We start from the raw sequence: 14,080 nt of genomic DNA on the forward strand, positions 1-14,080 counted from the left end.
TGCATCTAAGTCTGCTGGTTGAGGTAGGTAAGAGGAGACAATAGGTAAGTGCTTTCGTTATTTTCAATAACATGGTGAATAATTAAGAATTAAAAACTCATTAACTCATTAACTCATTAACTTCCCTAAACCTTCAAACCTGATTTAAAAAGAATACTCCCTTGATGTAGAATAAATCATTGCTGATCAATATGTTGGGGCATACTCAATCTATTTATTTGTTAAGAGAGATTTAATATACCTATGAAAACCAGTTGGATTAATCGTGCTAATCGTTTAAGTGCCTTACCCCCCTATGTGTTTGCCCGTTTAGATGAATTAAAAGCCAAAGCCAGAGAACAAGGTTTAGATTTGATAGACTTAGGGATGGGTAATCCAGACGGTTTCGCCCCAACTCCTGTAATTGAAGCGGCAAAAGAGGCGTTAAATGTGGCAAAATATCACGGTTATCCACCCTTTGAAGGAACTGCCAATTTCAGAAATGCGATCGCATCTTGGTATCAAAGACGCTATCAAGTAGAATTAAATCCAGATAGTGAAGCCTTACCATTACTAGGATCAAAAGAAGGATTATCCCATTTAGCCTTAGCCTATGTTAACCCCGGTGACACCGTTATTGTACCAAGTCCATCTTATCCTGCACACTACCGAGGACCTGCCATTGCCGGAGCGGACATATATGCGTTGAAACTAAGTGCTGAAAATGATTGGTTAATCGATTTAACACAAATTCCCGAAGATATAGCCCGTAAAACAAAAATTCTTTACTTCAACTATCCTAATAACCCTACCACCGCCACCGCACCGAGGGCTTTTTTTGAAGAAGTGGTGTCGTGGGCAAAACATTATGAGGTGATGTTAGTTCATGATTTAGCCTATGCTGAGTTAGCATTTGAAGGCTATGAACCTACTAGCTTACTGCAAATTAAAGGTGCAAAAGAAATAGGAGTTGAATTTCACACCCTTTCTAAAACCTATAATATGGCTGGTTGGCGTGTTGGTTTTGTGGTAGGTAATAGCGATATTATTCAAGGTTTGCGCACCCTGAAAACTAATCTTGACTATGGCATTTTTAGCGTGATTCAGGCGGCGGCGCAGACAGCTTTACAATTGCCTGATAGTTACATCCATGAGGTGCAACAACGGTATCAAAAACGCCGTGATTTTCTCATCGAAGGTTTAAGTAAAATGGGATGGAATGTAAAACCATCTTCCGCTACGATGTATTTGTGGATACCAGTACCCCGCAATTCTAATTCTACTGACTTCGCCCTTGATTTATTACAAAAAACAGGAGTTGTTGTCACCCCCGGTAATGCTTTTGGTGATGGTGGAGAAGGTTATGTGAGAGTTAGTTTAATAGCAGATTGCGATCGCCTTTCTGAAGCCTTACAACGTTGGGAAAAAGCGAATATTCGATATTAAATTAATAATTAATAAGTTTTTCATTTCTATTACCTGACTCCTCTTTTTTTCGTACCTAAATTTTTTATTCAAGAATAATGGAAACCCAAAAAAAAATATTTCTTCCTGATGAGGAATCCACAAAAAAACTAGGTAAAGAATTTGCTCAAAAATTAACCCCTAATTCCGTCTTGTTATTGCAAGGTAATTTAGGGGCAGGAAAAACCACTTTTATTCAAGGTTTAGGGGAAGGTTTAGGTATAAATGAACCTATTGTTAGCCCTACTTTCACCCTCATTAACGAGTATTTAGAAGGGAAAATCCCCCTTTACCATATTGACTTATATCGCTTAAATCCAGAGCAGGTAAAATATTTACATTTGCAAAATTACTGGGAAGGTATAGAAGTAGAAGCAGGTATTACCGCCATCGAATGGTCTGATTTACTACCTCAACTGCCACCACACTATTGGCAAATTATTTTGGAATTAACCCCAGATTCTGGCAGAAACGCCTTTATTACTTATATTTAATAGAAAAAGGTTTCAGAGTGTTTAGGTGTTGGGGTATTAGGGTGTTAAGGAGAAACTAATGACTTTTGCCCTCCCCCCTCTCGAGGGGGGATAAAGGGGGGTTTGCCCTTTGCTTTTTGTCCAATATTACGTCTGATTTCAGGAAATTGTGATCAGTTTCACTAACTATCAATCTATTTTCGCTATTATTAAATAATTCTAAAATCCTGTATATCAGCCCTGGAGGGATATTTTATGAAATTACGTCAATTATTAGCTGATTTAAACTATTTAACCCCTCTTACAAATCATCCTAACTTGGATCAGGAAGTTAAAGGTATTACGACAAATTCTCATAGTTGTGGTATTGGTGATGTTTTTATTGGTATGCCCGGCACTAGAGTTGATGGAGGTGAGTTTTGGCAAAGTGCATTGACAGAAGGTGCGATCGCATCTATTATTAGTCAGGAAGCTAGTGAGAAAATCCCCCCTACGGATAATGATTGTGTGATAGTTGCCGATGATATACCCTCAGTCTGTGCAGATATAGCCTCTAAATTTTATGGTTATCCTAGTGAAAAATTAAAGATGGTGGGGGTTACAGGTACTAATGGAAAAACTACCACTACTCATTTAATCGAATTTTTTTTGAATCAGGCTGTTCAGAAAACCGCTCTTTTTGGCACTTTATACGCCCGTTGGCAAGATTATCAGAAAACTGCAACCCATACCACCCCTTTTGCGGTAGATTTACAAGCACAGTTAGCAGAAGCCTTAGAGGCAAAGAATGAATATGTAGTGATGGAAGTAAGTTCCCATGCTCTAGCTCAAAAAAGAATCAGAGGTTGTCATTTTGATGTCGCTGTGTTCACTAATTTAACTCAAGATCATCTTGACTACCATAAAGATATGGAAGATTATTTTGAAGCCAAAGCCTTACTATTTTCTGAAGACTATTTAAGGGGAAGAGCAATTATTAATTATGATGATGATTATGGACAAAGATTAATTCAGCGTCTTGCTCAAAAACAAGTTTGGAGTTACAGCGTCAACAACACCTCGGCTGATTTATACACCAGTGATTTAACTTATCAGGCAGATGGAGTTAAAGGGATTTTGCATACCCCAGAGGGTAATATCAATTTTAGTTCTCCCCTAGTGGGGCAATTTAACCTCTCGAATTTACTTGCTAGTGTCGGAGCAGTATTATCTTTAGGGATGAGTTTAGAAGTGATTGCAGAAAATCTCTCTAGTTTTGTTGGTGTGCCAGGAAGAATGGAAAGGGTGCAAGTTAATACTCATCAAGATATAAGTGTGATAGTGGATTATGCTCATACTCCTGATAGTTTAGAAAACCTTTTACAAGCCGCTCGTCCTTTTATTTCTGGTAAGATGATTTGTGTATTTGGTTGTGGAGGCGATCGCGATCGTACCAAACGTCCTATAATGGGTAAAATAGCCGCTCAGGGTGCTGATATAGTGGTAGTAACTTCAGATAATCCTCGCACCGAAAATCCTGAACAAATTCTTGCAGATATTCTCACAGGTATTCCCGAAGATGTTAAACCTATTGTACAGTGCGATCGAGCTTTAGCAATTTCTATGGCAATTTCTATGGCACAATCAGGAGACGGAGTTTTAATTGCTGGAAAAGGCCATGAAGACTATCAAATCCTTGGTACGGAAAAAATCCATTTTGATGATAGAGAAGAAGCAAGAAAAGCTCTAAGTCAAAAAGGCAATTAAAAATTAGTAATTAGTAATTAGTAATTAGTAATTAATTAAAACTGTCAAACCTGACACCTTTTTCTAAACTCCTAACTCCTAACCCCGAACCCTAATACCTATCCTTATCCAATATTTTTAAACCAAACTGAGGTTAAGAATTAAAAACTCCCAACTAAAGCCATTGTTAAACTGTATAAACAAGCCAACAGTAAAACCATCCCACTCAAACTACTAATACCAAAACCAACCATTCTTTTTTTCGCTTCTTGATAGTAACCCCAAGCATATAAAACCCTTCCTAAAATCCAAACTCCGCCAATAATTGCTCCCCATAATTCACTAACATAATACGAAAAAATCCACATTATGGGTAGAAACAAAACAAGTTGCTCTAACATATTTTGTTGTACTCTCAATGCCCTTTCAAAGTTTTCATCTCCCGTCATTGCAGGAGGCATAACTTTATATTTTGCCCTTGCCCTACCAACATTGATGATTGTGACAAAATAAACTAATAAAGCTGAAACTGTAATTAAACTTGCACCCAACAACATTTGTTTGACTCCTTAAAAAAATAAAAGCTCTATAAATAAATAATAAGCTAGTTTATATTTAAGTTGTCTGGTTAAGACAGGGAATAGGTAATAGGCAATAGGTAAAGGTAAGCGTTGGAGTTATTTTCAAGAATTAAGAAAAAATGTAAGTTAAATGCGTCTTAGCTTAGTGGTAAGTTTTTTTCCTAACAAGTCAAGAAACTGTTAACCTTTCCAATTATTCTCAGCTTGTTGTAAAACATACTCGGCAACTTGCTTAATTTCCCTTTCACTCAGACGATTAGAAAAAGCAGACATATTATTTTTACCATTACTTACTATTTGAGTAATAGCTTCTAATGAATCATAGCCGTTACGATGAAGGGCTTTTAATTTTAAATTTTTTCCCCGTCTAATAATATTATTGCCATTGGGGTGACATCCAGCACAATTTAACTCAAATATTTTTTCAGGCTGATTATTAATAACCGTTTCTGCATTAACAGGAAAAATAAATAAAAGATTAATTGTCAAAATTAGAGGAATAATAATAGTAAAATATTTTGCCATAGTTGATTTAGGTTGAAGAAAAAATAACTTAATTATCATAACATCAAGAATTTAGCATTTTTTCAGGTTTCAATATCAAGGTAAAATTAAATTTTCTATCTCAAAAAGTAAAATCACTTATATTCCAAAAGGATAGAAAAAATTATGTATTTTAATTTGGAAAAATAATGGCAATGACTAAAAAATACGACGTTTATGGTATGGGTAACGCCCTAATGGATATGGAATTTTCCGTTACTCCTGAATTACTTGCTCAACTCAACATTGATAAAGGGGTAATGACATTAATGGATGAAACCCAACAAAAAGAAGTCTTAACTCATCTTCCTAACCCTTGTAAACAATCCTCTGGTGGTTCTGCGGCTAACACATTAGTGGCAATTAGTCAACTAGGTGGTAAGGGTTTTTATTCCTGCAAAGTGGCGGCGGATGAAGTGGGTAAAGCCTATCTTGAAGATTTGGTGAATTGTGGTTTAGATACTAATTTAGCTTTAGACAATCGCCCAGAAGGTATTACGGGTAAATGTTTAGTTTTAGTTACCCCAGATGCCGATCGCACCATGAATACTTTTTTAGGTATTACAAGTGATTTAGGTTTAACAGAAATAGATGATGAAGCCTTAAAAGACTCTCAATATCTTTACATAGAAGGTTATTTAGTTTCCTCTCCTGTGGCAAAAGCAACGGCAATTCATGGCAAAAAAGTAGCAGAGTCGGCAGGGGTAAAAACTTCTTTTTCTCTTTCCGATGCTAATATGGTGGATTTTTTCCGTGATGGTATCCTTGAGATTATCGGTGATGGAGTTGATTTATTATTCTCCAATGAAATTGAAGCTCTAAAAATGGCTAATACGGATAAATTAGAAGATGCGATCGCATTTTTACAAACCCTAGCCAAAACCTTTACTATCACCCGTGGCAAAGAAGGCTCATTAATTTTTGACGGTGAAAAAATCATTGAAATTGAACCTTATCCAGTCAATGCAGTCGATACGGTTGGTGCAGGAGATATGTATGCAGGTTGTCTGTTATATGGTATTACCAATGGTTTAGGTTGGGAAAAAGCTGGAAAACTAGCCTCCCTAGCCTCCTCCAAATTAGTTACCAGTTTTGGAGCTAGATTAGACACCAGTGTTTTACAATCTTTGCTTGAGCAAATTAAAAATTAGATTTCAATTAAGAGGGAAGTAAAGGGCAAGGGGCAAAGGTAATAAACCATTAGTAATTAGTAACGATGATGCACTTTAAGCATTAGTTTCTTCTAATCCCCTAACACAATGCCCCTAACTCCTAACTCGTTTCTCCTCAATACCCCAATACCCTAACCTGCCTCTGTTTATCCTCCCAACACTCTGAACCTAGATCATATACAATTACCTATTCAAATGTAATTAATTATTTATTGGACTGAATGACAAAAAAATGTAACAATGAATGAAAGATTGCAGTAAATAAGAACATAGAGCGAACTTAATATGACAACTAGCCCATTTTATCAAGGTATCCAATATTTTAAAGAAGAATTACCCTATTTTAACGAATACGGTCAAGAAAATGCGATCGCATCTGAAGAAAAGGCTATTTCTAGCACAGGGGACAAAAAAGCCATTTATCAAACCCTACTAGGTGCAGACGCTTTACGATATTTAACCCTTCACATTACCGCTAGTAAACAATCTGGACACCCCGGTGGTTTCGCTAGTAGTGCAGATGTTATCTCCGCCCTAGTCATGTTAGGACATAAAAATTTGATTACCGAAGTAGGACACCACGCTCCCGGTTACTATAGCACCGTATTTCTGGACAAATCCCTTGAAAAAATGGGCATTCACACCGTAGAGGACATGAGTGAGCGTTTTCGGGAAATGCACGGGCTTTTAGGGCATTTATCAGGGCAAATCCCCGGATTACTCAATCCTGCTGGACCTCTTGGGCAAGGACAACATTTTGCTATGGCAGGGGCGAAATTACACCCCAACGTTTTATTTCCCGTTACTATCGGTGATGGTGGTTTAGGTGAACCTTATGTTATGAGTAGCTTTGGACACTTCAATACTGCCTATCCTCAAGCTACCAACTTCTTACCCATCTTAGTATGGAATGGTTACTCCCAAGAGCATCATAGTATGGTATCCACCAAAACCAACGAAGAAATGATTGCTTATTGGCAAGGTAACGGTTTTAAAGAAGTCATCCTCGTTAACGCTAAAGACTTCGACGACGCAAACCAAGAGGGGGATTATGTTGATAGCACCAGATTTTCCTTTGAAAAACGCTTAGAATTTACTCAAGCCGTGTTAGAAGCCACCGACAAAGCCGCTAAATCCGCATTAGGTGGCACATTAACCGTTTTAATCATTAAACAACTCAAAGGAGCTGGAGTCCACAAAACAGGGGCAAAATCCCATAACCTCTACCCCGGAGATAGCCTTGATAAAGATTATATCGCTTCCGCTTTACAGGAAAGAGCCTTAACGAAAGAAGCATGGGAATTAGTACGCACTAACTTTGTTCGCTCTAATGGTGGCTCAAACGTCGATGTAGCCGTTACTGAATCTGTTTTACCCCTTCCCGACTTAGGCACATTACCCTTAACCGAATATGAAGTAGGGGGAGAGAAAAAAGTTGCCACTACCGCTATGGGTGAAATTGTCGTTCATGTCGGTAAAAATGACCCCAATTTTGTCGTAACAAATGCCGATGGTAACGCCGCATCGGGTATCAATAACATCAATATCGGCTTAAATATCGTCCATCCTACCACCGATGAAACCTACTTCCAACAACCTCAAGGGCAAGTATATGAGCCTTTAAGTGAGGATGCCTGTGCAGGTTTAGCGGTTGCTTTATCCTTGTTTGGAGCTCGTACGTTATGGTGTTCTTATGAATCCTTTGCAATTAATGGCTTACCCATTTGGCAAACCGTCACCCAAGCTATGGCAGAATTGAGACGGGAAACCCCTTCTACTATTACTTTATTCACCGCAGGGGCATTAGAGCAAGGGCGTAATGGTTGGACTCATCAACGCCCCGAAATTGAGAATTACTTTGCCGCTATGATGCGTAATGGTAACGTTTTCCCTCTTTTTCCCTGTGATGCTAATAGTATTCAAGCCTGTTATGAGTGGGCATTAGGCACGAAAAATAAAGGTATCACGATTACTGCTAGTAAATCTCCTTTACCGATTTTAACTACTTTTGAGCAAACCAGAGAAGCCTTAGAAAAAGGTGGGGTTATCTTACATGACTCTGAAGGTAGCAAAAAAATCGTCTTTGCAGTTATCGGTGATATGACTTTAATTCCCGTGTTTGAAGCGGCTAAGACATTGGAAAGCGAAGGCTATGGAGTGCGTATCGTTTCTGTTATCAATCCTCGTCGTTTATATCGCCCCACTGATGTGGCTTGGGATACTTGCACAGCTTCTGATGGTAACTTCTTGGATGATGCTGGTTTTGAGGCTTTATTCGGTGGTGATGCAGTTATCGGAGTTACTGGTGGCACAAGTGCGATGTTAGAGCCGATTATGTTGCGTAGTAATGCGAAAAGAGATACGTTTGCCTGGAAACGGGGTGAAACAACCGCTAGTGCAGGGCAATTAATGGAATTTAATGGTTTAACTGCTTCTGCTTTAGTTTCCAGAGCGAAACAATTAGCATAGTACGTGAGTTAAGGGTTAGGGGTTAGGAGTTATTAACTATTTACCTTTGCCCCTTGCCCCTCACCCATTTCCTCTCTAAACTAAAAATCATAGCTTAATTCGCCAACGGCAAAATTGATTATAAAAAACACCTGCAACCTCTAACTTGTAACCTAAACATACCAAAAATTTTTCTTTCAAATAGAGTTAAATATGAGTTTGATATTTGTTATAAATTTCTAAACCCGGAATATCGGCTTTAAATATATCAGGTTGTTTATATTCATTGGGAGGGTACTCTTTTGCGATCGCCATTATGGGATTATAGAAGTTTTCCCACTGTCTTAGTAAGCCTAATAGTTGTTGAAACTGGGCAAAAGAGTTTTGATGACGATTCCGTAAAGCAATATATTGTAAAGTTATAGCATAGGTTTCAGGAACATTTTTCTTTTGAGGTACTTGAATAATTTGCCCTAATTTTAAGAAAATATCTGCGTTAACCTGCACTACAACCATAAATTCTTTGAGAGAATCCAAATCTTTATCATAAAAACTATCTGCAATCTCACCCACAGTGCGCAGTAGGGAAAAATTACTCATGTCATACTGTTTAAACAAGTAGAGTAATTTTAAACCTAATTTATCTTTACAAACTGTTTCTAGGTGATTAACATAGGATTGAATTGCCGCTTTCCCTTCATCACTTTTAATTTTAGGAATAACTCTAACTAACTGTTTCTGTACTGCTTCTTGAAACTCAGTAACTTCCAGATCCTTAACAAGCAAATTATAAACATAATCGTAAAATTCCTGTTGAGAAAAGCTACGATAACGGGTTTCAGTTGCCTCAATTTTCAAAAAACTTTCTTTTGTTTCTAAAGCTACCCTTAATAATTCGATACTATTTCTTAACCCTTCATAAGCTCCTGTATCTGATTCAAATTGACGATTGAGCATTAGAAAGTTAATAAATTCTCTACTGGTAAATTTTTCTTTATCAATGGTACGTGCGATCGCAGCTATATTTTTTAATTGACCAAAAGAGTTTGTATATAGTAGTATCGTACTTTCTGGGATTTCCTGCTTAGACTGAAAAGAAAGAACTTCTTTCAACCACTGTAACAAAGACTGATTGCCCCACAGAGGACGATTCCACCAAGGTTGAGCTGGAGTTTGAACTCCCGGAATACCGCTTTTCATGACAATATCAATAGGTAATGATCCTAAATGTTTGTTAAAATTAACCTCAGTATTACATAAAAAACTCAAAACAGATCTATCAATTTTGATAAATTAAAGAAAATTATTATTTTCACCGAAAGCACACATATATGAAAATATCCTTAGCTGATTTAAGAAAAAACTATACCCAAGGAGGTTTAACAGAAGAAGAAATTTGTCAGAATCCCTTTGAGCAATTTCGCCATTGGTTTGAACAAGCATTGGAGTCGCAAATCTTAGAACCAAATGCCATGACTCTTGCCACTGTTAATGAAACTGGAAAACCAACAGCAAGAATTGTTCTCTTAAAAAACCTTGATGAGAAAGGATTTGTTTTCTTTACTAATTATGAAAGTAAGAAAGGTAAAAATATTGCTGTCAATCCCTTTGGTTGTTTGGTGTTTTTGTGGGGAGAATTAGAAAGACAAGTGAGAGTTGAAGGAAAAATAGAAAAAATTACCCCAGAAGAGTCAGATCAATATTTTCATTCTCGCCCCATCGGTTCACAGTTAGGGGCGCATATTTCCCCCCAAAGTCAGATTATCCCTAACCGAGAATATCTTGATAAGCGTTTACAGGAAGTAACTCAAAAATATCAAAATCAAACTATTCCTCGTCCTTCTCATTGGGGAGGTTATAGATTAGTACCAGATGCGATCGAATTTTGGCAGGGTAGAGAAAACCGTTTGCACGATCGCCTTGAATACCGTTTAAATGATAATAAACAATGGCAAATAGTGCGTTTAGCACCTTAATTTAACTGAGTTTGGGATGAATTTTCATCTATGAGTGATGGTGAAAAGGACAAGGGGCAAAGGGCAAAGGTAAATAGTTGATAATTAATAAATTCTAACTCCGAACCCCGAACCCCGAACTCAGGTGATATTAACCATAGTTAATGTCAATTATAAATACTATTATCTATGGGCAGATCCAAGGTAGCCTACCTTAACCAACAATTTTAGATCGAATTCGGGTTAAATTCTATGAGAAGCTAGGACTGTCAAAGGCTATGATAGCATCAAGAGAGCTAGAGAAAGACGATGAGCCACCATTGATGGCAAGATAAGTATTAGAATCTCCCATCACACTAAAGAAAATATAGTCATTCACTCCTACTCTTTGGCTTCTGAATAAACTCGTCATTGCAGTGGTTGTTAATGCAGAAATTGCCACAGGAGAATTGCCATCATTCCAAGTAATAGTTCTTATCCCATGAGGTAGAGATAAAGTATCACTGGCATTGGCGAAGTCGGTGATGGTGTCAATACCAGAAGTCAAACTAGACTCGTTTAAATTGTTATAGATAAAAGTATCATTTCCATTACCCCCAGTGAGGGTATCTGCACCCAAACCACCAGTGAGGGTGTCATCATCATCACCACCGATTAGGGTATCGTTGCCACTACCACCGTTAAGGTTGTCATTACCTGCATCACCAGTGAGGCTATCATTACCACTGCCACCAGTAAGGGTGTCATCATCATCACCACCTTCAAGAGAATCATTGCCAATACCACCAATCAGGATGTCATCACCAATGCCACCAGTAAGAGAATCATTGCCTCCGTCACCATCAATGGAGTCATCACCTCCGCTACCGATTAGGGTGTTATCACCACTTTGTCCGATAAGAGTGTCATTACCGCTTCCGCCAGTAACAGTACCTGTATAGAAGTATCTCGTTCCGATGGTTCTGTCAAAGCTACCATTTGAGCCATCATCAATGCGAATGGTACTACGGGTACTGGCTAAATTTATGAGTAAGTTACCTGTAAAACTTGATGCGTCTATATCATTGGGAGCAGTGCGATCGCCTGTTACCGTATTTTGAGAGCCAGTCAAAGTGTAGTTATTTCCGTTAGAATTGGCAGTGATGAGGTTATCGGTGATAACGATCGCCGCATTATTATCATTGTCAGTAATATTGGCAGTAATGGAGTCGATCGCAATGTTATTATAATTGTTATCGCTACTGGTAGCAGAATGTTGAATGGTGCTGGAGTGATTTCCCTCAGCAACATTGTCGTCGATTGCTGTGACTGTTACAGTTTGAGGTATATTCCAGTTCTGGGGTGTAAAAACCAGTGGGTTGACATTGGTTGTGCTTTGACTGTCGGGATTAATAGTAATGGTTACATCAGCAGTGGGTTGAGAATTTAAAAGCACAGTGTAGCTATCGGTTGCTCCGCCTTCCGTCAGGGTTGTGTTGCCTCCAGATTGATTTATTATTACTCCTGCGGTGTCATTGTCCGTAATGGTTATATTTCGGTTGGTGTTTGTACCCAGTAAAATACCTGCAGAAGGGTTGCTAATAGTCAGTATGGCAGTTTCTGTACCTTCTACGAGGGCATCATTTTGAACTGTAAAGGTGATAGTTCCTGTGGTTGAACCATCGGGAATGGTGATGGTGCTATTACTGAGGCTATAATCTCCAGTAGTGATACCAGTACCACTTACTCCTAAGCTAACAGTTTGGTTTCCAGAAACCGCACTAGAAGCAGTTGCCGTAACGGTGATAACGGTTTGTCCGTCTTCTGAGCCAGTGTTGCTACTAACAGAGAGGTCAACAGTAGGAAAAGGCGAGATGGCAGTGAATAAGGTATTACCCGATATGTTTTGAGCAGAGAAGCTAATGTTGGTGTTGGAGTCATTTCCCAGATGGATTGTCACTTCGACGTCGGCGAAATCAGTGCCGTTGGTGTCGATCTCGACTTTGTTTGAATTAATGCGGATATTAGCCCCTGAGAGGGAGATAAAATTTAGCTGGATCGCATCACCAATATTAAGGTCAGTGATGGTGTCACCGTTAAGACCATTGACAGTATCTCTGAAAGTGTCATTACCGTCATTGCCAGTCAATGTATCCTCCCCATTTGAACCTGTTAGAACATCATTGTAATCCGAACCAATCAGTGTGTTGTTGCCGTTCTGGCCAGTGAGGACTACCCCGTTAGAAAGTGTAACTTCGGAGGCGTTGATGCCTGAATTAACGTTTGTAATGCCTCCAGAGGCGTTACTTGCGATCGATATCCGTAATGTTTGATCTTCATCAACAATCACAATTTGCTTCAGAACTAGTATCTCATCGTCCACACCAGTAAAGATGATGAAATCATTGCCCGCACCACCATCGAGGGTGTCTCCATAAGCATGATCGGCCCGATTAAAATAGAAGCGATCGTCGCCTGCACCACCAATCAGACTGTCATCTCCTGTTGAGCCAAACAAGGTATCGTTGCCCTCTCCGCCATCGAGTGTGTCGTTGCCACCCTCATTATAATCACTACTCGTTCCGAGTCTATCGTTGCCTGCACCACCGACTAGGCTGTCATTACCGGTACCACCGACTAGGCTGTCATTGTCCGTCCCACCGATCAAACTATCGTCTCCCGCACCACCGATCAAACTATCATTGCCGGTACCACCATCAAGTGTGTCGTTGCCCTCTCCGCCATTAAGTGTATCGTTGCCCTCTCCGCCAAGGATGCTGTTATTTTCACTTGTTCCTGTAAGGGCTGTACCATTACTGTTGAAAGTCCTGAAAATAGAGTTAGGACTAATGAGGGTGAGTTGGCTTGCGTTTAGTGTCACTCCCGTTACTGTCAGCAAGTTATTGAGGTCGAGACTACCCCCATTACCTGACAGGGTGCCGACGGTCTCGTTTCCACTCTTGACGGTAAGGTTTCCTCCATTTACCTCAACGTCAACTGTATCGGCGATCGCTTCTCCTCCATTTAGTTCTAAAGTGCCTGCCAAGATCTGGACGCTACCAGTGAAGCTGTTATTAGCTGAGAGTTTGAGGATACCAGCACCATTCTTGATCAGCGATCCTACACCTGCGATCACAGAGTCGATAGTCAAAGAATTGCCTGATTCATTAGTAATTGTAACGGAGCCAAGAAAATTGAGTGGCTCAATACCATCAATAGTGAGATTTGTCAGGGAGGAGCTATCAAGGATGACTCCATCAGGAACGTCCAAATCCGAATTCAAATAAATCGTAGAGTTGTTTAAATTGGGGTCAAAAGTGATGGTGTCACCTGTTGTGAAAGAAGCTAGAGCTTCACGCAAGCTGACTCCCCCTACTCCAATGCCATCATTTTCATCTAGGAAAGTATTAACCGTAATTATTTGTGCCATAATCAATTAAATTCCTTACTTTGTTTGATGATTCTTTTAGACTTGGATACTAAATAGATATTGTATATTTTTTCCGTAAAAATTAATTGTTTTATTTATGAAGTTTTTGACGCTTCTTTTTTTTTTGCTAGGTGCAAGGTCTGAGTTAACTGGAGCATAGGGGATTCGAACCCCTGACCTCTGCGGTGCGATCGCACTTACCCTAACATAGCTTTATGGTTAAACATACTTTGAGGATGTAAACAGAAATGAATTGTGCAAATGCGATCGAAGTCATCAACTAGAAAATGATTTTATTAATTGTCGATCGAGCTTATGATGACGTTAGGGT

10 protein-coding genes are annotated in these 14,080 nt (G+C 39.0%); 6 read left to right on the forward strand and 4 right to left on the reverse strand.

The window, feature by feature from the left end; translation table 11 throughout:
- The first annotated feature begins 243 nt into the window (after positions 1 to 243).
- The 3 genes from Dongsha4_RS05075 (at position 244) to Dongsha4_RS05085 (ending at position 3,662) form a co-directional block, all read left to right on the forward strand.
- Positions 244 to 1,425 carry an aspartate aminotransferase gene (locus Dongsha4_RS05075; RefSeq protein ID WP_330204641.1) on the forward strand — a complete coding sequence of 394 codons (1,182 nt, stop codon included), beginning with the start codon at positions 244 to 246 and terminating at the stop codon, positions 1,423 to 1,425.
- Between the two features lie 77 nt (positions 1,426 to 1,502).
- On the forward strand, positions 1,503 to 1,937 hold the full coding sequence (tsaE, locus tag Dongsha4_RS05080; protein ID WP_330204642.1) for a tRNA (adenosine(37)-N6)-threonylcarbamoyltransferase complex ATPase subunit type 1 TsaE: 435 nt from the start codon (positions 1,503 to 1,505) through the stop codon (positions 1,935 to 1,937).
- A gap of 234 nt (positions 1,938 to 2,171) precedes the next feature.
- The gene (locus Dongsha4_RS05085) at positions 2,172 to 3,662 is read left to right on the forward strand and encodes a UDP-N-acetylmuramoyl-L-alanyl-D-glutamate--2,6-diaminopimelate ligase (RefSeq protein WP_330204643.1); all 1,491 of its coding nucleotides are present in this window, start codon (positions 2,172 to 2,174) and stop codon (positions 3,660 to 3,662) included.
- A gap of 140 nt (positions 3,663 to 3,802) precedes the next feature.
- On the opposite strand, the gene Dongsha4_RS05090 is transcribed toward Dongsha4_RS05085, so the two are convergent.
- Both Dongsha4_RS05090 and Dongsha4_RS05095 read right to left on the reverse strand, forming a co-directional pair.
- On the reverse strand, positions 3,803 to 4,198 hold the full coding sequence (locus Dongsha4_RS05090; RefSeq protein ID WP_330204644.1) for an MAPEG family protein: 396 nt from the start codon (positions 4,196 to 4,198) through the stop codon (positions 3,803 to 3,805).
- A gap of 204 nt (positions 4,199 to 4,402) precedes the next feature.
- The gene (locus Dongsha4_RS05095; RefSeq protein ID WP_330204645.1) at positions 4,403 to 4,747 is read right to left on the reverse strand and encodes a c-type cytochrome; all 345 of its coding nucleotides are present in this window, start codon (positions 4,745 to 4,747) and stop codon (positions 4,403 to 4,405) included.
- A 173-nt stretch (positions 4,748 to 4,920) separates the two neighbouring features.
- On the opposite strand from Dongsha4_RS05095, the gene Dongsha4_RS05100 reads away from it, so the two are divergent.
- The gene (locus Dongsha4_RS05100) at positions 4,921 to 5,916 is read left to right on the forward strand and encodes an adenosine kinase (RefSeq protein WP_015219914.1); all 996 of its coding nucleotides are present in this window, start codon (positions 4,921 to 4,923) and stop codon (positions 5,914 to 5,916) included.
- A 306-nt stretch (positions 5,917 to 6,222) separates the two neighbouring features.
- Positions 6,223 to 8,406 carry a phosphoketolase gene (locus tag Dongsha4_RS05105; RefSeq protein ID WP_330204646.1) on the forward strand — a complete coding sequence of 728 codons (2,184 nt, stop codon included), beginning with the start codon at positions 6,223 to 6,225 and terminating at the stop codon, positions 8,404 to 8,406.
- Between the two features lie 186 nt (positions 8,407 to 8,592).
- Here Dongsha4_RS05105 and Dongsha4_RS05110 read toward each other — a convergent pair whose 3' ends face one another.
- Positions 8,593 to 9,585, reverse strand: coding sequence for a hypothetical protein (locus tag Dongsha4_RS05110; protein ID WP_330204647.1), 993 nt, complete (start codon positions 9,583 to 9,585; stop codon positions 8,593 to 8,595).
- A 131-nt stretch (positions 9,586 to 9,716) separates the two neighbouring features.
- Here Dongsha4_RS05110 and pdxH point away from each other — a divergent pair, with 131 nt between their 5' ends.
- Positions 9,717 to 10,361 carry a pyridoxamine 5'-phosphate oxidase gene (gene pdxH / locus Dongsha4_RS05115; RefSeq protein WP_330204648.1) on the forward strand — a complete coding sequence of 215 codons (645 nt, stop codon included), beginning with the start codon at positions 9,717 to 9,719 and terminating at the stop codon, positions 10,359 to 10,361.
- A 229-nt stretch (positions 10,362 to 10,590) separates the two neighbouring features.
- Here pdxH and Dongsha4_RS05120 read toward each other — a convergent pair whose 3' ends face one another.
- A complete protein-coding gene (locus Dongsha4_RS05120) occupies positions 10,591 to 13,749 on the reverse strand; it encodes a beta strand repeat-containing protein (protein ID WP_330204649.1) in 3,159 nt (1,052 codons plus the stop codon).
- Positions 13,750 to 14,080: the final 331 nt, after the last annotated feature.

Origin of the sequence: Cyanobacterium sp. Dongsha4, assembly GCF_036345015.1 — a bacterium.
Classification (GTDB): domain Bacteria; phylum Cyanobacteriota; class Cyanobacteriia; order Cyanobacteriales; family Cyanobacteriaceae; genus PCC-10605.